Origin of the sequence: Streptomyces sp. NPDC007025, from assembly GCF_042869455.1 — a bacterium.
Lineage (GTDB): Bacteria > Actinomycetota > Actinomycetes > Streptomycetales > Streptomycetaceae > Streptomyces.
The window spans coordinates 472,052-491,378 of sequence record NZ_JBIAFT010000003.1 but is presented as its reverse complement, the minus strand read 5'-3'; the positions used below and the strand labels follow the sequence as shown (position 1 = coordinate 491,378).

Sequence of the window (19,327 nt, the reverse complement as noted above, 5' to 3'; positions counted from 1 at the left end):
CGGCTCCCGCTCCCCGTCCCACTCACGTCCCCCTCGCATGAGGGAGCGCGCCTCTCCTCGCCCGCGGGGAGGGTGTGCGGGAGGACCTCGCGACGAGGGAGAACCCCATGGACGCGGAGCCAAAGGAGTTTTCGGTGAGTACAGACCAGTCCCCCGAGACCGAGGACCGGCCGGCCCCCCGGAGCAGGCGGCGGCGGCTCTCCGTCGCGGCTGTGGCGACCGCGGTGCTGCTGGCCGGCGGGGGCGGCGCGTACTGGGCGTCCTCCGCCTCCTCCGGCGGTTCGGACTCCGAGAGCGCCGCAGCCGACGGTGACAGCGGCCCTCCGAAGCTGGCGCTGGACGGCACGACCGCGTCCGACCAGGACCGCGGCGAGGGCATCGCGCCGGGCGAGCCGATGGGCCCGCGCGGCTACCGGGCCGAGGGAGAGCTGCCGGACGGTCCCGAGTCCGCCGCCGTCCGCAAGCCCGGACACCGGGTGAGCCGCGCCGAGGCGGCCCGGCTCGCGGCGGCCTTCGGGATCGAGGGCGGGGTCGAGGCCGAGGCGGGCCGCTGGCAGGCGGGCGGCGACAGCAAGGGGAAGGACCCCCGGCTGACCGTCGAGCGGGGAGCCGGCGGCGGCGCGTGGACGTATCAGAACGGCGGAACGGTGCCGCTGGACGCCGACCCCGACCCGGCGCCCGGCGGTGAGCCGCTCTCCGCCGCCGAGGCGAAGAAGGCCGTGCGCCCCGCGCTGCGCGCGCTCGGGCTCCAGGACGCCTCGCTGGACGCCGGGTCGCCGGTCGGCGGCACCCGTACCGTGACCGCCTCGCCCGAAGTGGCAGGTCTGCCCACGCACGGCTGGGACAGCACCTTCGTGGTGGACGACAAGGGTGCGGTCACCCGGGCGCAGGGGAACTGGAACAAGACCCGCAAGGGCGAGGCCTACCCGGTGGGCAGCGCCACCGCGACGCTCGACCGGCTGAACAAGGCCGAGCAGGCGCGCGGCGGCCACCGCGAGGGGGCCCAGGGGAACGAGCCGACCAGGATCGGCGGCGCGTCGTTCGGGCTCGCGCTGGAACGCTCGCACGGCGAGCCGCTGCTGGTGCCGGCGTGGATCTACCAGGTCAAGCGGTCGGGCGGGGGAGACCTGGAGGTCACCCATCCGGCGGTGTCGCCCGAGTACCTCAAGCCGTCGAAGACCTCCGGCCATCCTCCGGTGCCGGACGGCAGCACGGGGCCGGGGAAGAAGCCCTCGCAGGCGGTCGAGTCGTACGAGGTGCACGGGCGCACGCTGGAGCTGAGCTTCTGGGGCGGGGTGTGCGACACCTACCGGGCCGAGGCCGAGGAGTCGGGGTCCGCGGTGCGGGTCTCCGTCGAAGCCGGTGAGAAGAAGGCCGGCAAGGACGGCAAGAAGGTCTGCGTCAAGATCGCCAAACGGCAGACGGTCGAGGTGGAACTCGACGAGAAGCTGGGCGACCGCAAGGTGCTGGACGCGCGGAACGGCGAGAAGCTGCCGAGGAAGTGAGCGCGGCCCCGCCCGCCCGGAACCGGCGAGGGCGGCGGACTCCTGGTGGGGGGAGTCCGCCGCCCTCGCCATGGCCGCGACCGGCCGGCGCCGCCCGGTGTCCGCCGTCGGCGGCCGCCGCGGGCCGGTGGCTCAGTTGAACGAGTCGCCGCAGGCGCAGGAGCCGGTGGCGTTCGGGTTGTCGATCGTGAAGCCCTGCTTCTCGATGGTGTCGACGAAGTCGATGGAGGCGCCGCCGAGGTAGGGGGCGCTCATCCGGTCGGTGACGACCTTGACGCCACCGAAGTCCTTGACCACGTCGCCGTCGAGCGAGCGCTCGTCGAAGAAGAGCTGGTACCGCAGGCCGGAGCAGCCGCCCGGCTGGACGGCGACGCGCAACGCCAGATCGTCGCGGCCCTCCTGCTCCAGCAGGCTCTTGACCTTCGCGGCGGCGGCGTCGGACAGGATGATGCCCTCGCTTACAGCGGTCTCGTCCGAAACGGACATCTGCTTCTCTCCCGGGTTGTACGGACTGCACTCTTACCGTCGGCCTAACCGGCGGCATCCCGGATTCATTCCAGGAGTGGTCACTTCATGCTCGCACACCGCCGGAGCGCGTGGGAATGCGTCACATCGACGCGATGGGCATCGTCAAACTGACGTGAAGCGGTTATGATAGATAGCGTCACTTAGACGAGAATCCGATGGGGGCCGCACCGGAAGGCCGCGCGGGGAAGCGTGTCCCGCGCCTGACCGGTACGGCTCCGTGTGGCGCCTCCGACGCTACTGAGCTACAGAAAGGGCTGGTCCTGTTGAGTGCCGCCCAGCCGCTGGACGTGCAGCCGACCCCGCTCGCGCTGCTGCTGCTCGGCCGCGAGGCCGACCCCAGGAGCGAGCGCGGGGTCGAGTGCCCCGGCGACCTTCCCGCTCCCTCCGACCCGGACCTGGTGGCCCGGGCGCGCGCCGCGAAGGAGCAGCTCGGCGACCGTGTCTTCGTGCTCGGCCACCATTACCAGCGCGACGAGGTCATCGAGTTCGCCGATGTGACCGGTGACTCCTTCAAGCTGGCGCGGGAAGCGGCGGCCCGGCCCGAGGCCGAGTACATCGTCTTCTGCGGTGTGCACTTCATGGCCGAGTCGGCCGACATCCTCACCTCGGCGCAGCAGCGGGTGGTCCTGCCCGACCTGGCGGCCGGCTGCTCCATGGCGGACATGGCCACGGCCGAGCAGGTCGCCGAGTGCTGGGACGTGCTGACCGAGGCCGGGATCGCCGAGACGACCGTCCCGGTCTCGTACATGAACTCCTCGGCGGACATCAAGGCGTTCACCGGACGGCACGGCGGCACCATCTGCACCTCCTCCAACGCCAAGCGGGCGCTCGAGTGGGCCTTCGGCCAGGGCGGGAAGGTGCTGTTCCTGCCCGACCAGCACCTCGGCCGCAACACCGCCGTTCGCGACATGGGCATGACGCTGGACGACTGCGTGGTCTACAACCCGCACAAGCCGAACGGCGGGCTGACCCCGCAGCAGCTCCGCGACGCGCGGATGATCCTGTGGCGCGGCCACTGCTCCGTGCACGGCCGCTTCTCGCTGGACTCGGTCCGCGAGGTGCGCGAGCGCATCCCCGGCGTCAACGTCCTGGTGCACCCGGAGTGCAAGCACGAGGTCGTCGGCGCGGCCGACCAGGTCGGCTCCACCGAATACATCATCAAGGCCCTGGAGGCGGCTCCCGCCGGATCCAAGTGGGCCATCGGCACCGAGCTGAACCTCGTCCGGCGGCTGGCGAATCGTTTCGCCGCCGAGGACAAGGAGATCGTCTTCCTGGACCGCACCGTCTGCTTCTGCTCCACCATGAACCGCATCGACCTGCCGCATCTGGTGTGGGCCCTGGAGTCGCTGGCCGACGGCACCGTCGTCAACCGGATCGAGGTCGACGCGGAGACGGAGAAGTTCGCCAAGCTCGCCCTGGAGCGGATGCTCGCCCTGCCGTAGCGCCCGGGCCGGGGGACCGCTCCGGCCCCGTGTGCGTGCCCCCACCGCTGCGGTGCCGGCTCCGGCCGGGACCGCAGCGGCGCTCGCCCGGCCCCGGCGGGCTGCCGTAGCGTGCTCCGATGCTGCTGCGACCTGTCAGGGACACCGAAGACGACGCGGAGACGGTACGGACGCTGGCCGAGGCGGCGTTCGGGGCCTCGCACCAACTCAAGGGCGACGCACCGAATCCGCCCTCGGCGGACCGCGCGGCGCTCAAACGCGCGCAGATCCTGCACATCGTCCGGCACGACCCCGCGGGCAGCTGGCTCGCCGAGGACGCCGACGGCCGGGCCGTCGGCGCGGCCCAGTCCCACATCCGCGAGGGCACCTGGGGCCTGGCCCTCCTCGTCGTACTGCCCGGTGTCCAGGGCGGGGGCGTCGGCCGGGCCCTGCTGCAGCGCACCCTGGAGTACGGGCGCGGCTGCCTGCGCGGGATCATCTGCTGCTCGCGGCATCCCGCCGCCGCGCGCGTCTACCGGCAGGCCGGGTTCGCGCTGCACCCCACCATCCGGATGCGGGGCCCCGTCGACCGGGCGGGACTGGGCGGCGCCGAGGGCGCCGCGGTCGAGGGCGGCCCCCGCGAACGCGATCTGCTCGACTCCGTGGACCGGCGGCTGCGCGGCGGGGCGCACGGTCCCGACCACGACTTCCTGATCCGGCACCACCGGCTGGTCGTCGCCGACGACCTGGCCGGCAGCGGCTACTGCTACCTCACCGCCGACGGGAGCAGAGTCGCGCTGCTCGGCGCCACCTCGCGGCGGATCGCCACCCGAGTGCTCACCGCGGCACTGCACAGGGTGCCGGAGGGGACCGAGGTGGAGGTGCAGGACGTCACCGCGGAGCAGCAGTGGGCGGTCGACGTGGGCCTCCGCGCGGGCCTGGAGCTCCGCTCCGAGGGGTTCGTCTGCTTCCGCGGCCTGCGGCCCCCGTCGCCGTACATCCCCTCGGGGGCGTTTCTGTGACGCGGGGCCACCCCGCAGCGGGGGCGCTCATCCGCTGCCGCCCGCTCTCCGCACCCGGTACTCGACGCCCTCCGCTCCCTCGAAGGCGTGTCCGGTCATCTCGCACCAGGCCGGGATGTCGAGCCGGGCGGCCTCGTCGTCGGCCAGCACCCGCACCAGGCCCCCTGCCGGGACCCGCCCCACAGCCTTGGCCAGCTCGATCACCGGCAGCGGACACAGCCTCCCGCGCGCGTCGACCGTGATCTCCCCGGCTCCTTCCGGGGGTGTCGCCGCCGTCGCGGCGACGTCCGCGGCCGTGTCCCGGTCCGGGCCGGCGTCCCCGGCCGTCGTGCCCCCGGCGTCCTCGGCGGCCCCGGCCGCGGGTGCGGCTCCCAGCCGGGCCCGTACCTCCGCGACGGCTCCCGGCAGCACCTGGAGGAACCGGTCCACCTCGCTCTCCTGCGTCCCCGGCGGGAGTGACACCCGCACATTGCCCTCCGAGAGCACCCCCATGGCCCGCAGCACATGGCTCGGCGTCAGGGTGCCGGAGGTGCAGGACGAGCCGCTGGAGACCGAGAACCCGGCGGCGTCCAGCGCGTGCAGCAGCGCCTCGCCGTCCACGTACAGACAGGAGAAGGTCACCAGGTGCGGCAGTCTGCGCACCGGATCGCCGACGACCTCGGTGTCCGGGACCAGTCCGGGCACCCGGGCCCGGATCCGGTCCACCAGGGCCCGCAGCCGGGCGCCCTCCGCCTCGGCCTCTGCCCGTACGGCGCGCAGCGACGCGGCCGCCGCGACCACGGCGGGGACGTTCCCGAAGCCGGGGGCGGCTCCGGACTCCCGTTCGTCCACCGGCCCGGGCGGAGCGAACCGCACGCCCTTGCGCACGGCGAGCAGCCCCACCCCGGGCGGCCCTCCCCACTTGTGGGCGCTGCCGGTCAGCAGCGACCAGTGCCCCTCCACCGGCCCCCAGGGGAGTGACTGGGCCGCGTCCACCAGCAGCGGCACGCCCGCCGCGGCGCAGACCTCGGCCACCCGGGCCACCGGCTGCACGGTGCCGGCCTCGTGGTTGGCCGACTGCAGACAGGCCAGCGCGCAGTCCTCGCCGAGCGCCTGTGCCCACTCCTGTGCGTCGATCCGTCCGGTGCGGTCGACCTCCACCTGGTGCACCAGGCCGCCCGCCCGCTCGTGGGCCTCGCCCGCGTGCAGTACGGCAGAGTGTTCGACCGCGGAGACGACCAGTCGCCGCCCGGCGCGCCGCCGCGCCGTGAGCGCGCCGCCGATCCCGGTGTGCAGGGCCTGGGTACCCGAAGAGGTGAAGCGCAGTTCGTCCGGCCGGCACTCCAGCGCCTCGGCTGCCGTCTCGCGGGCCGCGTCCAGCAGCATCCGGGCGCGCCGGCCCTCGCGGTGCGGGCGTGCCGGGTCGGCCCACCCCTCGTCCACCGCCGCCAGCAGCGCCTGCCGCGCGACCGGGTGGAGGGGGAGCGAGGACGCGGCATCGAAATAGGACACACTTGTACGCTACCGCCGCACCCGTCCCCGGCGTACTCGGTGCCCTTCCCGGCCGGGAAGGGGCCTGTCCAGCCTCAGTTCGGGGGCGGCGCGGATGCGTCCCGGCCCATCGGGGTGGCACGCGGCGCGTTACACCCCCTCCCCGCGCGACCCCAAATGGCGTCGGCTAGGGTTTGGTCCGCATAAACATCCAAACCCCTGCCCGCGCCTGGGCCGGCGCCCGACCACGTAAGAGGGCCGCCCGACCGACGCGGGCGAGACTCTCGGGAAGGCGCTACGTGAGTCCCAACGGCTCCGACCTCCCCCACGAGCGCCCTTCGGGCGCCGTGGGAGGCACCCCCACGTCGCGGCGCCCGATGCGGCGGAAGCTGCAGCAGGCGTCGGCAGCGGGCCTGGTCCTGGCAACCGCGACCGGTTGCACATCCAAGGACTTCCCCCGTCTCGGCATGCCCACCCCGGTAACGGACGAGGCGCCGCGGATCCTCTCCCTGTGGCAGGGCTCCTGGGCGGCCGCGCTCGCCGTGGGCGTGCTGGTGTGGGGCCTGATCCTGTGGAGCGTCATCTTCCACCGGCGCTCCAGGTCCAAGGTCGAGATCCCGCCGCAGACCCGGTACAACATGCCCATCGAGGCCCTGTACACCGTGGTCCCGATCATCATCATCGCGGTGCTGTTCTACTTCACGGCCCGGGACGAGACCAAGCTTCTGGCGACCTCGAAGAAGCCCACCCATGTGATCAACGTCGTTGGTTACCAGTGGAGCTGGGGCATCAACTACATCGAGGACGTGGACGGCGACCCCAGGACGGACGTCAACACGGACAAGGCGCTGGACAAGGAACTGAGCGCCATCCCGGACCGGATGACCAAGGGCTTCCCGAAGGGTGCCGAGGGCGTCTACACGGCGGGCACTCCGGCCGATGTGAACCCGCAGACCAAGAACCCGGGCCCCACGCTGTGGCTGCCCAAGGGCGAGAAGGTCCAGTTCATCCTGACCTCCCGGGACGTCATCCACTCCTTCTGGGCCATCCCGTTCCTGATGAAGCAGGACGTCATCCCGGGCCACGTCAACCGCTTCGAGGTGACCCCCAACAAGGAGGGCACCTACCGGGGCAAGTGTGCCGAGCTGTGCGGCGTCGACCACTCCCGGATGCTCTTCAACGTGAAGATCGTCTCCCCGGAGCGCTACCAGAAGCACCTGGAGGACCTGGCGAAGAAGGGCCAGACCGGCTACATCCCGGCGGGTACCGCCACCACGGGCGGCGCCAAGAATGCGGAGACGAATAACCCGTGAGCATCCTCAACGAACCCCAGGGTGCCGCCGCGACAGCTCCGGCGACAGCCTCCGGACGGCCCAAGCGGCCCGGCCAGATCGTTGTCGACTGGATGACGACGACGGACCACAAGAAGATCGGCAGCCTGTACCTGATCACGTCGTTCGTCTTCTTCTGCGTCGGCGGCGTCATGGCGCTCCTCATGCGCGCCGAGCTCGCCCGTCCGGGCACGCAGATCATGTCGAACGAGCAGTTCAACCAGGCGTTCACCATGCATGGCACGGTCATGCTGCTGATGTTCGCCACCCCGCTGTTCGCCGGCTTCGCGAACTGGATCATGCCGCTGCAGATCGGCTCGCCCGATGTGGCCTTCCCGCGGCTGAACATGTTCGCCTACTGGCTCTACCTCTTCGGCTCGCTGATCGCGGTGGGCGGTTTCCTCACCCCGCAGGGCGCGGCCGACTTCGGGTGGTTCGCCTACTCGCCGCTGTCGGACGCGGTCCGCTCGCCGAGCGTCGGCGCCGACATGTGGATCATGGGTCTGGCCCTCTCCGGCTTCGGCACCATCCTCGGCTCGGTCAACTTCATCACCACGATCATCTGCATGCGCGCACCGGGCATGACGATGTTCCGCATGCCGATCTTCACCTGGAACGTGCTGCTGACCGGTGTCCTGGTGCTGCTGGCCTTCCCGGTGCTGGCCGCCGCGCTGTTCGCCCTGGAGGCGGACCGCAAATTCGGGGCGCACGTCTTCGACGCCGCCAACGGCGGAGCGCTGTTGTGGCAGCACCTCTTCTGGTTCTTCGGCCATCCTGAGGTGTACATCATCGCGCTGCCGTTCTTCGGCATCGTCTCCGAGGTCATCCCGGTCTTCAGCCGCAAGCCGATGTTCGGCTACATCGGCCTGATCGGTGCCACCATCGCCATCGCCGGCCTCTCGGTGACGGTCTGGGCGCACCACATGTACGTGACGGGCGGCGTGCTGTTGCCGTTCTTCTCGTTCATGACCTTCCTGATCGCGGTGCCGACAGGTGTGAAGTTCTTCAACTGGATCGGCACGATGTGGAAGGGCTCGCTGTCCTTCGAGACACCGATGCTGTGGACCATCGGCTTCCTGATCACCTTCACCTTCGGCGGTCTGACCGGTGTCATCCTGGCCTCGCCGCCGATGGACTTCCACGTCTCGGACTCGTACTTCGTCGTCGCGCACTTCCACTACGTCGTCTTCGGCACCGTGGTCTTCGCGATGTTCGCCGGCTTCCACTTCTGGTGGCCGAAGTTCACCGGCAAGATGCTGGACGAGCGGCTCGGGAAGATCACCTTCTGGACGCTGTTCATCGGCTTCCACGGCACGTTCCTGGTGCAGCACTGGCTGGGCGCCGAGGGCATGCCGCGGCGGTACGCGGACTACCTCGCCGCCGACGGATTCACCGCGCTGAACACCATCTCCACCATCAGCTCGTTCCTGCTCGGCATGTCCATGCTTCCGTTCTTCTACAACGTGTGGAAGACGCACAAGTACGGCGAGAAGGTCGAGGTCGACGACCCCTGGGGTTACGGACGCTCCCTCGAATGGGCGACGAGCTGCCCGCCCCCGCGGCACAACTTCCTCACGCTGCCGCGTATCCGCTCCGAATCCCCGGCCTTCGACCTGCACCACCCGGAGATCTCCGCGCTCGACGAGTTGGAGAACGTGGGCAGGGAAGACAAGGCGCTCGCCGGCAGCAAGGAGGCCGGGAAGTGAAGATCCAGGGCAAGATGTTCCTGTGGCTGTCGCTCTTCCTGCTGGCAGTCGCCATCACCTACGGGCTCTGGTCGAAGGAGCCGGTGGGCACCACCGGCCTCTTCCTGGCCTTCGGCCTGTCGATCATGATCGGCTACTACCTGGCGTTCACCGCGCGCCGGGTGGACACCGGGGCGCAGGACAACAAGGAGGCGGATGTCGCGGACGACGCCGGCGAGCTGGGCTTCTTCAGCCCGTGGAGCTGGCAGCCGCTGGCGCTGGGCCTCGGCGGCGCCTTCGCCTTCCTGGGCGTGGCCATCGGCTGGTGGCTGGTCTACGTCTCGGCGCCGCTGCTGCTGATCGGCCTGTTCGGCTGGGTGTTCGAGTACTACCACGGTGAGAGCCGCACCCAGTAGCCGTCCGCCGGGCCGCGCGGCGGCCCGGCGGAACAGCACCACAACCGAAGAGCAAGGACCGGCCCCCCGACACTCCGGGGGGCCGACCCGTTTGTACGCACTCAGCGAGCCCGAAATGACGATTCTTCATATTTTGGGCACATGAGCCACAGCCATAACACCGCGATAGCCGAGGGGGTCCTCACCCCCCGCACCGTCTCCCGCAAGCACAAGCGCCGGGTGGTCCGCAGCTGCGCCCTGCTGCTGGCGCCCCTCTCCGTGGGGCTCGCCGCCTGCAGCGGGGGCAGCGACGGGAGTTCGCTCGCCTCCGCGCCCTACGACGCCACGGACGCCGTCGCCGTCAACGCCGACGCCGACAGCAAGGACGTCGACCCGGACAAGGCGCTGGAGGTCACCGCCCAGCACGGCGACACCCTCACCGACATCTTCGCCAGCGACGCCTCGGGCCACGTGGTCCAGGGCGAGCTGTCCGAGGACGGCAAGCACTGGCGCAGCACCGGGCCACTTGCCGCCGATGCCCGCTACACCCTCAAGGTCAGCACCGAGAACGACGAGGGCGCCCCAGGGCGGCGCACGGTGCACTTCCGGACCAAGGCGGCCTCCAAGCACCTGAGCGTCAAGCTGGGCCCGGACAACGGCACCTACGGCGTCGGGCAGCCGCTCACGGCGAAGCTGGGCCGGGCCATCAAGAAGCCCGCACAGCGGGAGTTGGTGGAGCGTGCACTGAAGGTGAAGTCCACCCCCCATGTGGACGGCTCCTGGCACTGGGTGAACAGCAAGGAGCTGCACTACCGGCCCCGCTCCTACTGGCCCGCGCACGCCTCCATCACGCTCCGCTCCTCACTCGAAGGGCTGAAGGTGCGCAACGGTCTCTACGGCGGGAAGACCGATCCGGTCCGGATGCGGACCGGGGACCGAATAGAAGCGATCACCGATGCCTCGTCCCTGGTCATGAAGGTCAAGAAGAACGGGAAGACCATCCGCACCATCCCCGTGACCACCGGGAAGTCGGGCTACGAGACCCGCAACGGCATCAAGGTGATCCTCACCAAGGAGCCCTACGTCCGGATGACCAGCGCCAGCATCGGCGCCGGGGACTTCTACGACCTGGGGGTCCACTGGGCCACCCGGCTCACCAACAGCGGCGAGTACGTGCACGGGGCCCCCTGGTCGGTCGCCTCCCAGGGCGTGTCCAACACCAGCCACGGCTGCACCGGGATGAGCAGCTCGAACGCCAAGTGGTTCTTCGACCACGTCCGGCAGGGCGACATTGTCCAGCACGTCAACACGGCCGGCGACCGGATGGCGCCCTTCGGCAACGGCTTCGGCGACTGGAACCTGGGCTGGAAGAAATGGCGCGCGGGCAGTGCCGTCAACACCAAGCCCGTCGGCAGCGGCCCCGCGGACGCCGCGCGGCTGCGTCCTTCGGTGTGACCCACCCCGGAGGAGAACGGAACGACGCGCCCGGGCATCCCTCGAACGAGGGGTGCACGGGCGCGTCACCTTGCAGAAGGGGCCCTGCCGGGGCTCACGTGCGGGCCAGGTCGCTCCTGGCGGCGCGGTCCCGCAGCAGCCCGGCCAGCGCGTCGGCCAGCGCGAGTGGGTCCACCGGGTGCGAGACCGCCGCCTCGGCCCGGCTCCAGGTCGCCAGCCAGGCGTCCTGCGGCCTGCCGATCAGCAGCAGCACCGGGGGGCAGTCGAAGATCTCGTCCTTGATCTGCCGGCACACGCCCATGCCGCCCGCCGGGGCGGTCTCGCCGTCCAGCACGCAGGCGTCCACGTGCAGCTCCTCCAGGGTGGAGAGCACGGCCGGCAGGGTGGCGCACTCCACATAACGGATCTCGGGCACATCGGTTGCGGGCCTGCGGCCTGCTGCGAGCCGCACCTGCTCGCGGGTGGTGGCGTTGTCGCTGTAGACCAGCACCGTGGCGGTCGGCTGCATCGTTCCTCCGCGTCCGTATCGGGTGAACCGCTGACGCACCGGGCGGCTTCGGGCACATTCCGCGGTGGCGCCGCTCGGATGCTACTCCCTCCGACGCACCGTCAACACCGGTCGGCACGCACCGGTGCCCGGGAACCGGGGCCGCCGGGGGATCGTCGTCCCTGGTTACAGCCCGGCCGCCGGGTATGGACACACCGAACGGCACCCCCGAAGTGAGGCCGGGATAAGCGACCGACATAATGTCGGTCGTGGCGACAGCAACAGCAGTAGAAACCGGGCACGCGCACCCGTCGGTCAACCGGCCGAACCTCACCAGCGTCGGAACCATCATCTGGCTGAGTTCCGAGCTGATGTTCTTCGCGGCCCTCTTCGCGATGTACTTCACCCTTCGGTCGGTGACCGGCGCCGAGTACTGGAAGGAGCATGCCTCCGAGCTGAATCTTCCCTTCGCGGCGACGAACACCACGATCCTCGTGCTCTCCTCGCTCACCTGCCAGCTCGGCGTCTTCGCCGCCGAGCGCGGTGACGTGAAGAAGCTCCGCGCGTGGTTCGTCGTCACCTTCATCATGGGTGCGATCTTTATCGGCGGCCAGGTCTTCGAGTACACGGAGCTGGTCAAGGAGGGCACCTCACTCTCCTCGAGTCCGTACGGATCGGTGTTCTACCTGACCACCGGGTTCCACGGCATGCACGTGACAGGTGGTCTGATCGCCTTCCTGTTCGTCCTGGGGCGCACCTATGCGGCCAGGCGGTTCACTCACCACCAGGCCACCGCCGCCATCGTCGTGTCCTACTACTGGCACTTCGTCGATGTCGTCTGGATCGGCCTCTTCGCCACGATCTACCTGATCCGGTAACGGGCCGGGGCGCGGTCCCGCCGCGCGCGCCGTGCCGCGCAGGCGGACCACGGAACAGACGGACAGACACAGCATCGACGAGAAGATCCTGACACCGGGGTAATCCGTGAAAAAGCTCTCCGCACGACGGCGCCATCCGCTGGCGGCGCTCGTCGTTCTACTCTTCGCGCTGGCGGCCACCGGGGGGCTGTACACCGCGTTCGCTCCCGCGGGCGAGGCCAAGGCCGAGCAGGAGTCGACCCAGTCCCTCGCCATCGAGGAGGGCAAGAAGCTCTACGCCACCGGGTGCTCCAGCTGCCACGGAACCGGCGGCCAGGGGACCAGCGACGGTCCCAGCCTGGTCGGTGTCGGGGCCGCGGCGGTGGACTTCCAGGTCGGCACCGGCCGGATGCCGGCCCAGCAGCCCGGCGCCCAGGTGCCCAAGAAGAAGAGGATCTACGACCAGGACGAGATCAACCAGCTCGCCGCGTACGTCGCCTCGCTGGGTTCGGGCCCGAGCCGGCCCACCAAGGAGATGTACGACCCGGCCGGCGCCGACATCGCCAGGGGCGGGGAACTCTTCCGCACCAACTGTTCGCAGTGCCACAACTTCACCGGTGAGGGCGGCGCGCTCACCCACGGCAAGTACGCCCCCGACCTCGGCGACGTCGATCCCAAGCACCTCTACGAGGCCATGCAGACCGGCCCCCAGAACATGCCGTCCTTCACCGACGGTGCCCTTCCCGAGAAGGACAAGCGGGACATCGTCGCGTACGTGAAGGAGGTCAACAGCGGCAAGTCGGAGAGCCCCGGTGGGTTCAAGCTCGGTGGGTTCGGCCCGGTCGCCGAGGGCATGTTCGCCTGGGTCTTCGGTCTCGGCGTGCTGATCGCCGTCGCTGTCTGGGTCGCCGCTCGGACCGCAAAGGCCAAGAAGTCATGAGTAGCGAGACTGGACCGGACGAGAACGTGTCAGACGAGAACCTGCCTGCTGAGCAGGAAACGGCCCACGGCGCGGAAGTCGCCGAGGGCGACCCCTTCGTGGATCCTGGACTGCCGCCGCACGAGCACCGCATCCAGGACATCGACGAGCGGGCGGCCAAGCGCTCCGAGCGCGCCGTCGCCTTCCTCTTCACCCTGTCGATGCTCGCCACGGTGGGCTTCATCGCCTCCTTCGTGGCCTTCCCGATCGACAAGATCATCTATGTCTGGCCGCTCGGGCACATCAGCGCGCTGAACCTCTCCCTCGGCCTCACCCTCGGTGTCGCCCTGTTCTGCATCGGCGCCGGAGCGGTCCACTGGGCCCGCACGCTGATGTCGGACGAGGAGATGGTCGACGAGCGGCACGCCGTCGCCGCGCCCCCCGAGGTCCGCGAGAAGGTCTTCGCCGACTTCAAGCAGGGCGCCAAGGAGTCCGCGCTCGGCCGCCGGAAGCTGATCCGGAACACGATGTTCGGTGCCGTGGCCCTGGTGCCGCTCTCCGGCGTCGTCCTGCTCCGCGATCTGGGCCCGCTGCCCGAGGACAAGCTGCGGCACACGGCCTGGAAGAAGGGCAAGCTGCTCGTCAACGAGAACACGAACGAGCCGCTGCGTCCGGAGGACATCGCCGTCGGCTCGCTCACTTTCGCCAAGCCCGAGGGCCTGGAGGAGGACGACGAGGAGTTCCAGAAGGAGATCGCCAAGGCCGCCCTGATGATCATCCGGCTGGAGCCGAGCGACATCAAGGACAAGCGCGAGCTGGACTGGTCGCACGAGGGCATCGTGGCCTTCTCGAAGATCTGCACCCACGTGGGCTGCCCGGTCAGCCTCTACGAGCAGCAGACCCACCACGTCCTGTGCCCGTGCCACCAGTCGACCTTCGACCTGTCCGACGGTGCGCGTGTGCTGTTCGGCCCGGCCGGCCACCCGCTGCCGCAGCTCGACATCAGCGTCAACAAGGACGGCTACCTCGAAGCGCAGGGCGACTTCGCGGAGCCCGTCGGTCCGGCCTTCTGGGAGCGCGGATGAGTACTGCAACCGAGACCCCGGGCAGCGCGGCTGCCGAGGGCAAGAAGAAGGCGCCCGCGGGTGAGCGGGTCGCCGACTGGGCCGACGGGCGGCTGGGGATCTACAGCCTCGCCAAGGCCAACATGCGCAAGATCTTCCCGGACCACTGGTCCTTCATGCTGGGCGAGGTCGCGCTCTACAGCTTCATCATCATCATCCTGACCGGTGTCTACCTGACGCTGTTCTTCCACCCGTCGATGAACGAGGTGGAGTACCACGGCGCGTACACGCCGATGCAGGGCGTCCGGATGTCCGAGGCTTTCGCCTCGACCCTGGACATCAGCTTCGACGTGCGCGGTGGTCTGCTGGTGCGGCAGATCCACCACTGGGCGGCGCTGATCTTCCTGGCGGCGATGTTCGTGCACATGATGCGCGTCTTCTTCACCGGGGCGTTCCGCAAGCCGCGCGAGGTCAACTGGGTCTTCGGGTTCCTGCTCTTCGTGCTGGGCATGTTCACCGGCTTCACCGGCTACTCGCTCCCGGACGACCTGCTCTCCGGTACCGGTGTGCGGTTCATGGAAGGTGCGATCCTCGGGACACCGGTTGTCGGCACCTACGTGTCGATGTTCCTCTTCGGCGGCGAGTTCCCGGGGCACGACTTCGTGGCCAGGTTCTACTCGGCCCACATCCTGCTGCTGCCGGGCATCATGCTCGGGCTGCTGGTGGCGCACCTGATCCTGGTCTTCTATCACAAGCACACCCAGTTCGCGGGTCCCGGCCGGAAGAACTCCAACGTGGTCGGCATGCCGCTGCTGCCGGTCTACATGGCCAAGGCGGGAGGCTTCTTCTTCCTGGTCTTCGGCGTGATCTCGGCCATCGCGGCGCTGTTCACGATCAACCCGATCTGGGTGCTGGGCCCCTACCGGCCGGACCAGGTCTCCACCAACGCGCAGCCCGACTGGTACATGGGCTTCTCCGAGGGCCTGATCCGGGTGATGCCCGGCTGGGAGATCAACCTGTGGGGCCACACGCTGGTACCCGGTGTGGCCATCCCGCTGATGATCGTCTTCCCGCTGGTCCTCGTCGCGATCGCGGTGTACCCCTTCATCGAGGCGTGGGTCACCGGCGACAAGCGCGAGCACCACATCGCCGACCGGCCGCGCAACGCGCCGACCCGGACCGGGTTCGGGGCGGCGTGGATCGCCTGGTACTTCGTGCTCCTGGTCGGCGGCGGCAACGACCTGTGGGCGACGCACTTCAACCTGTCGATCAATGCGATCACCTGGTTCGTCCGCGTCGGGTTCTTCGTGGTGCCGGTCCTGGTCTTCTGGGTCACCCGGCGGATCTGCCTGGGCCTGCAGCGCAAGGACCGGGAGAAGGTCCTGCACGGCAGGGAGACCGGCACGATCAAGCGGCTGCCGCACGGCGAGTTCGTGGAGATCCACGAGCCGCTCTCCCAGGAGCAGCTGCACTCGCTCACCGCGCACGACCAGTACCAGCCGCTGGAGATCGGTCCGGGCACGGACGAGAATGGCGTCGAGCGGAGGATCTCCCGCGGGCAGAAGCTGCGCGCCAAGCTCTCGAAGGGCTACTTCGGGGAGTCGGGACAGATCCCCAAGCCCACCCGCGAGGAGTACCGCGAGGTCGAGAGCGGGCACGGGCACCACTGACCGGTCCGCGCGACCGGACACGCCACACCGAAGGGGTCCACGGGTACGCCCGGGGCCCCTTCCGGCGTTCCGGGCACCGGCCTGCGCGGCTCCTGCCCGCAGGTCGGACGGATGACCGGGCGAGCCCCGGAATCGATAGGGTGGCCGCACAAACGCGTCGGTTCTATTGCCAGGAAGTGGTCCCCATGAGCGCTGCTGTCCCCGCCGGAGGCGACACCGTGGCGGCGCGCACCTGGCCCGACGTGCTGAGCGCCCTGCTGGCGGGCGAGGACCTGAGCGCCGACGCCACGGCCTGGGCGATGGACCGGATCATGCGTGGCGAGGCGAGCGACGTGCAGATCGCGGGCTTCGCCGTGGCGCTGCGGGCCAAGGGCGAGACGGTCGAGGAGATCTCGGGCCTCGTGCGGGCGATGTACGCGCACGCCCGCACGATCGAGGTGCCCGGCCGCACCGTCGACATCGTCGGCACCGGTGGCGACCGGGCGAAGACCGTCAACATCTCCACCATGTCGGCGATCGTCGTCGCCGGCACCGGCGCCAGGGTCGTCAAGCACGGCAACCGTGCCTCGAGCAGCGCCAGCGGTGCCTCGGACGTGCTGGAGAAGCTCGGCGTCAACCTGGAGCTGCCGCCCGACCGGGTCGCGGGGATGGCGGACGAGGCGGGGATCACGTTCTGCTTCGCGGTCAGGTTCCACCCCGCGCTGCGGCACGTCGCCGTGGCCCGCAAGGAGCTGGGGGTCGCCACCCCCTTCAACTTCCTCGGCCCGCTCACCAACCCCGCCCGGGTCGGCGCCCAGGCGACGGGGGTCGCCGACGCGCGGATGGCGCCGATCGTCGCCGGGGTGCTGGCGGCACGCGGCTCCTCGGCGCTGGTCTTCCGGGGGGACGACGGACTGGACGAGCTGACGACGACGGCGACCTCCACCGTGTGGACCGTCCGCGACGGCACCGTGCGGGAGGAGACCTTCGACCCCCGCGACGTGGGCGTCGAACTGGTGCCGGTGGAGGCGCTGCGGGGCGCGGACGCGGCCTACAACGCCGATGTCGCGCGCCGGCTGCTGGAGGGGGAGCGCGGTCCTGTGCGGGATGCCGTGCTGCTCAATTCCGCCGCCGCGCTGGCGGCGCTGGACCCGACCGGCGCCCCGCTGAGCGAGCAGATCGCCGCGGGGATGGCCCGCGCCGCCGAGTCGCTCGACTCGGGCGCGGCGCGTGCGGTGCTGGAGCGGTGGGTGGCGGCCAGCAACCGCCCCTAGAACGGCCTGGGAGACGGCCGTTCGGCGGCGGCCCCGGCGGCGGACGGGCGCGGTCCGGCCCGGTTTCCGGCCCGGGCCGCGCACACCGCGAGCGGCCACCCGCCGCTCAGGCGGATCCCTGCCGCACGGCCTCCTCCAGCGCGTTCAGGTCGAGCTTCTGCATCCGGAGCATGGCGCGGGTGGCCGGTTCGGACACCTTCGGGTCCGGGGAGCCGACCAGCTCCAGCAGCCGGCGCGGCACGATCTGCCAGGAGAGGCCGTACTTGTCCTTGAGCCAGCCGCACGGTCCCTCCTGTCCTCCGTCGGCGGTCAGCTTCGCCCACAGGTCGTCCACCTCGTCCTGCGTCTCGCAGTCCACCTGCAGCGAGATCGCCTCGGTGAAGGAGAACTGCGGGCCGCCGTTGAGCGCCACGAACTGCTGCCCGGCCAGTTCGAAGACGACCGTCATGACCGAGCCCGTCTCGCCGGGAGCGGCGTCGTTGTAGTGGGTCACCTCCACGACGCGGGAGCCGGCGAAGAGGGAGACATAGAACCGCGCCGCCTCCTCGGCCTGCCCGTCGTACCACAGGAACGTCTTGATCTTCTGCGGCTGCATCATGATGCGCCCTCCTGAGCGATCGGTGCGGCCGGCCGGGGTACCGGGCCGGCCGCCGGGGTGTCCTCGCAGGAGAGACCGGCCGCGGCGCCGGAATTCATCGGCCCCGCGGCGAGATGTCCTCACTCCGTCCCCGCGGCCCGCGTGAGCACTCCCTTTCGTGTGCGTTACGGGGCCGCCCGGAGGCGGTAACGGCCCGCTCCTAGCATCGGTGTTCCTTCCAGCGGACAGGAGACGATGTGCGAGCACGGTGGATCACCCGATGGGAGCCGGAGGACCCGGGCTTCTGGGCGAGCGAGGGACGGCGCACGGCGCGGCGCAACCTGTGGCTGTCCGTGTTCGCCGAGCACATCGGGTTCGCGGTCTGGAGCCTGTGGTCGGTACTGGTGCTGTTCATGACGCCGCAGGCCGGCTTCACCCTGACCCCGGACGAGAAGTTCCTGCTGGTGTCGCTGGTGTCCCTGGTGGGCGCGCTGCTGCGGCTGCCCTACGGGTTCGCCGTCACCCGGTTCGGGGGCCGCACCTGGACGGTGTGCTCCGCACTGGCCCTGCTGATACCCGTGGCGTCGGCGGCGGTACTGGTGCGCCGCCCGGACACGCCGCTGTGGGCACTGCTGCTGTGCGCCGCCGTGTCCGGCCTGGGAGGCGGCAACTTCGCCTCCTCCATGGTCAACATCAACGGCTTCTTCCCCGAGCGGGAGAAGGGCTGGGCGCTGGGACTGAACGCCGGGGGCGGCAACCTCGGGGTCGCCACCGTGCAGCTGCTGGGGCTGGCCGTGCTGGCCACCGCGGGCATCGCACACCCGGAGGTGCTGCCCCTGCTGTTCGTCCCGGCCCTGCTGCTGGCCGCCCTGCTGGCCCACCGGGGGATGGACAACCTGGCCACCAACCGCACCGACTACGGCGCCTACCGGAGCGCGGTGCGCGACGTCCACTGCTGGTCCCTCTCCCTGCTGTACATCGGCACCTTCGGCTCCTTCATCGGCCTCGGATTCGGCTTCGGGCTGGTGCTGCAGAACGAGTTCGGCAAGAGCCCCGCGCAGGCCGCCGCGCTGACCTTCCTCGGGCCGCTGCTGGGCTCGCTCTCCCGGCCGCTGGGCGGCAGGCTGGCCGACCGGTTCGGCGGCGCCCGGGTCACCGCCTGGTCGTTCCTCGCGCTGGCCTGCGGCGCCGGATGCGTGCTGGCCGCCTCCGCCGCCGACTCGTTCGCCGCCTATGTGGCCGTCTTCACGGTGGTGTTCGTGCTGACCGGACTGGGCAACGGCGCCACCTACAAGATGATCCCCGCCCGCTATGCCGCGCGTGCCCGGAGCGCCGTGGAGGCCGGGGCCGACCCCGAGGCCGCCCTGGCCCGGGGACGCAGGCTGGCCGGTGCGGTCATCGCCGTCTCGGGCGCGATGGGCGCCCTGGGCGGGGTCGGGATCAACCTCGCCTTCCGCCAGTCGTACCGGAGCACGGGTGACGCGGACGCGGCGATCGGCGCCTTCCTGGTCTTCTATCTGCTGTGCCTGGCGGTGACCTGGGCCGGATACCTGCGGCGGCCCGCCGCCGGACCCGCCATCCGGGCGGCCGCGGTGCGGCGGCAGCCGGCCCGGCCGGAATCGGACGCGCGGCCGGAACCGGACGGCCGGCCGGAGCCCCAGCCGGCCGTCGCCGAGCGGGGGGCCTGA

At 70.6% G+C, this 19,327-nt stretch carries 17 protein-coding genes; 13 read left to right on the top strand and 4 right to left on the bottom strand.

Features of this window, described 5'->3' with window-relative positions; genetic code table 11:
• The first annotated feature begins 134 nt into the window (after positions 1–134).
• A complete protein-coding gene (locus ACFYMO_RS08580) occupies positions 135–1,505 on the top strand; it encodes a hypothetical protein (RefSeq protein WP_366773974.1) in 1,371 nt (456 codons plus the stop codon).
• 132 nt (positions 1,506–1,637) lie between these two features.
• Here ACFYMO_RS08580 and ACFYMO_RS08575 read toward each other — a convergent pair whose 3' ends face one another.
• Positions 1,638–1,991, bottom strand: coding sequence for an iron-sulfur cluster assembly accessory protein (locus ACFYMO_RS08575; RefSeq protein WP_019357422.1), 354 nt, complete (start codon positions 1,989–1,991; stop codon positions 1,638–1,640).
• Positions 1,992–2,296: 305 nt separating this feature from the next.
• On the opposite strand from ACFYMO_RS08575, the gene nadA reads away from it, so the two are divergent.
• Together nadA and ACFYMO_RS08565 are read left to right on the top strand one after the other, a co-directional pair.
• Complete coding sequence (gene nadA, locus ACFYMO_RS08570; RefSeq protein ID WP_388545152.1) at positions 2,297–3,475, top strand: quinolinate synthase NadA; 1,179 nt, start codon at positions 2,297–2,299, stop codon at positions 3,473–3,475.
• A gap of 119 nt (positions 3,476–3,594) precedes the next feature.
• Complete coding sequence (locus ACFYMO_RS08565) at positions 3,595–4,476, top strand: GNAT family N-acetyltransferase (RefSeq protein WP_388545150.1); 882 nt, start codon at positions 3,595–3,597, stop codon at positions 4,474–4,476.
• Positions 4,477–4,503: 27 nt separating this feature from the next.
• Here the strand turns inward: ACFYMO_RS08565 and ACFYMO_RS08560 are convergent, their stop codons facing one another.
• Positions 4,504–5,967 carry a cysteine desulfurase/sulfurtransferase TusA family protein gene (locus ACFYMO_RS08560; RefSeq protein ID WP_388545147.1) on the bottom strand — a complete coding sequence of 488 codons (1,464 nt, stop codon included), beginning with the start codon at positions 5,965–5,967 and terminating at the stop codon, positions 4,504–4,506.
• A gap of 278 nt (positions 5,968–6,245) precedes the next feature.
• On the opposite strand from ACFYMO_RS08560, the gene coxB reads away from it, so the two are divergent.
• The 4 genes from coxB (at position 6,246) to ACFYMO_RS08540 (ending at position 10,812) form a co-directional block, all read left to right on the top strand.
• A complete protein-coding gene (gene coxB / locus ACFYMO_RS08555) occupies positions 6,246–7,259 on the top strand; it encodes a cytochrome c oxidase subunit II (RefSeq protein WP_388545144.1) in 1,014 nt (337 codons plus the stop codon).
• Positions 7,256–8,983: a cytochrome c oxidase subunit I gene (gene ctaD / locus ACFYMO_RS08550; protein WP_366773969.1), complete on the top strand. Its 1,728-nt coding sequence runs from the start codon at positions 7,256–7,258 to the stop codon at positions 8,981–8,983. Before coxB ends, ctaD begins: the two co-directional genes overlap by 4 nt.
• A complete protein-coding gene (locus ACFYMO_RS08545; RefSeq protein WP_366773968.1) occupies positions 8,980–9,378 on the top strand; it encodes a cytochrome c oxidase subunit 4 in 399 nt (132 codons plus the stop codon). The genes ctaD and ACFYMO_RS08545 overlap by 4 nt, the downstream gene beginning before the upstream one ends.
• Before the next feature lie 141 nt (positions 9,379–9,519).
• Positions 9,520–10,812 (top strand): Ig-like domain-containing protein, encoded by a 1,293-nt coding sequence (locus ACFYMO_RS08540; protein ID WP_388545139.1) that lies wholly within the window; start codon positions 9,520–9,522, stop codon positions 10,810–10,812.
• 94 nt (positions 10,813–10,906) lie between these two features.
• On the opposite strand, the gene ACFYMO_RS08535 is transcribed toward ACFYMO_RS08540, so the two are convergent.
• Entirely contained in the window at positions 10,907–11,320 is a 414-nt protein-coding gene (locus tag ACFYMO_RS08535; RefSeq protein ID WP_366773966.1) for a hypothetical protein, read from the bottom strand.
• A gap of 239 nt (positions 11,321–11,559) precedes the next feature.
• On the opposite strand from ACFYMO_RS08535, the gene ACFYMO_RS08530 reads away from it, so the two are divergent.
• The 5 genes from ACFYMO_RS08530 to trpD all read left to right on the top strand — a co-directional run bounded on the left by ACFYMO_RS08530 (position 11,560) and on the right by trpD (position 17,062).
• Positions 11,560–12,177 carry a heme-copper oxidase subunit III gene (locus ACFYMO_RS08530; RefSeq protein ID WP_026004777.1) on the top strand — a complete coding sequence of 206 codons (618 nt, stop codon included), beginning with the start codon at positions 11,560–11,562 and terminating at the stop codon, positions 12,175–12,177.
• Between the two features lie 106 nt (positions 12,178–12,283).
• A complete protein-coding gene (locus ACFYMO_RS08525; protein ID WP_360296448.1) occupies positions 12,284–13,096 on the top strand; it encodes a c-type cytochrome in 813 nt (270 codons plus the stop codon).
• Complete coding sequence (locus tag ACFYMO_RS08520) at positions 13,093–14,160, top strand: Rieske 2Fe-2S domain-containing protein (RefSeq protein WP_366773965.1); 1,068 nt, start codon at positions 13,093–13,095, stop codon at positions 14,158–14,160. The genes ACFYMO_RS08525 and ACFYMO_RS08520 overlap by 4 nt, the downstream gene beginning before the upstream one ends.
• Positions 14,157–15,809, top strand: coding sequence for a cytochrome bc complex cytochrome b subunit (locus ACFYMO_RS08515; protein ID WP_366773964.1), 1,653 nt, complete (start codon positions 14,157–14,159; stop codon positions 15,807–15,809). The genes ACFYMO_RS08520 and ACFYMO_RS08515 overlap by 4 nt, the downstream gene beginning before the upstream one ends.
• 185 nt (positions 15,810–15,994) lie before the next feature.
• Positions 15,995–17,062: an anthranilate phosphoribosyltransferase gene (gene trpD, locus ACFYMO_RS08510; protein ID WP_366773963.1), complete on the top strand. Its 1,068-nt coding sequence runs from the start codon at positions 15,995–15,997 to the stop codon at positions 17,060–17,062.
• A 106-nt stretch (positions 17,063–17,168) separates the two neighbouring features.
• Here trpD and ACFYMO_RS08505 read toward each other — a convergent pair whose 3' ends face one another.
• Positions 17,169–17,660: a VOC family protein gene (locus ACFYMO_RS08505; RefSeq protein WP_366773962.1), complete on the bottom strand. Its 492-nt coding sequence runs from the start codon at positions 17,658–17,660 to the stop codon at positions 17,169–17,171.
• Between the two features lie 236 nt (positions 17,661–17,896).
• Here ACFYMO_RS08505 and ACFYMO_RS08500 point away from each other — a divergent pair, with 236 nt between their 5' ends.
• The gene (locus ACFYMO_RS08500; RefSeq protein WP_388545134.1) at positions 17,897–19,327 is read left to right on the top strand and encodes a nitrate/nitrite transporter; all 1,431 of its coding nucleotides are present in this window, start codon (positions 17,897–17,899) and stop codon (positions 19,325–19,327) included.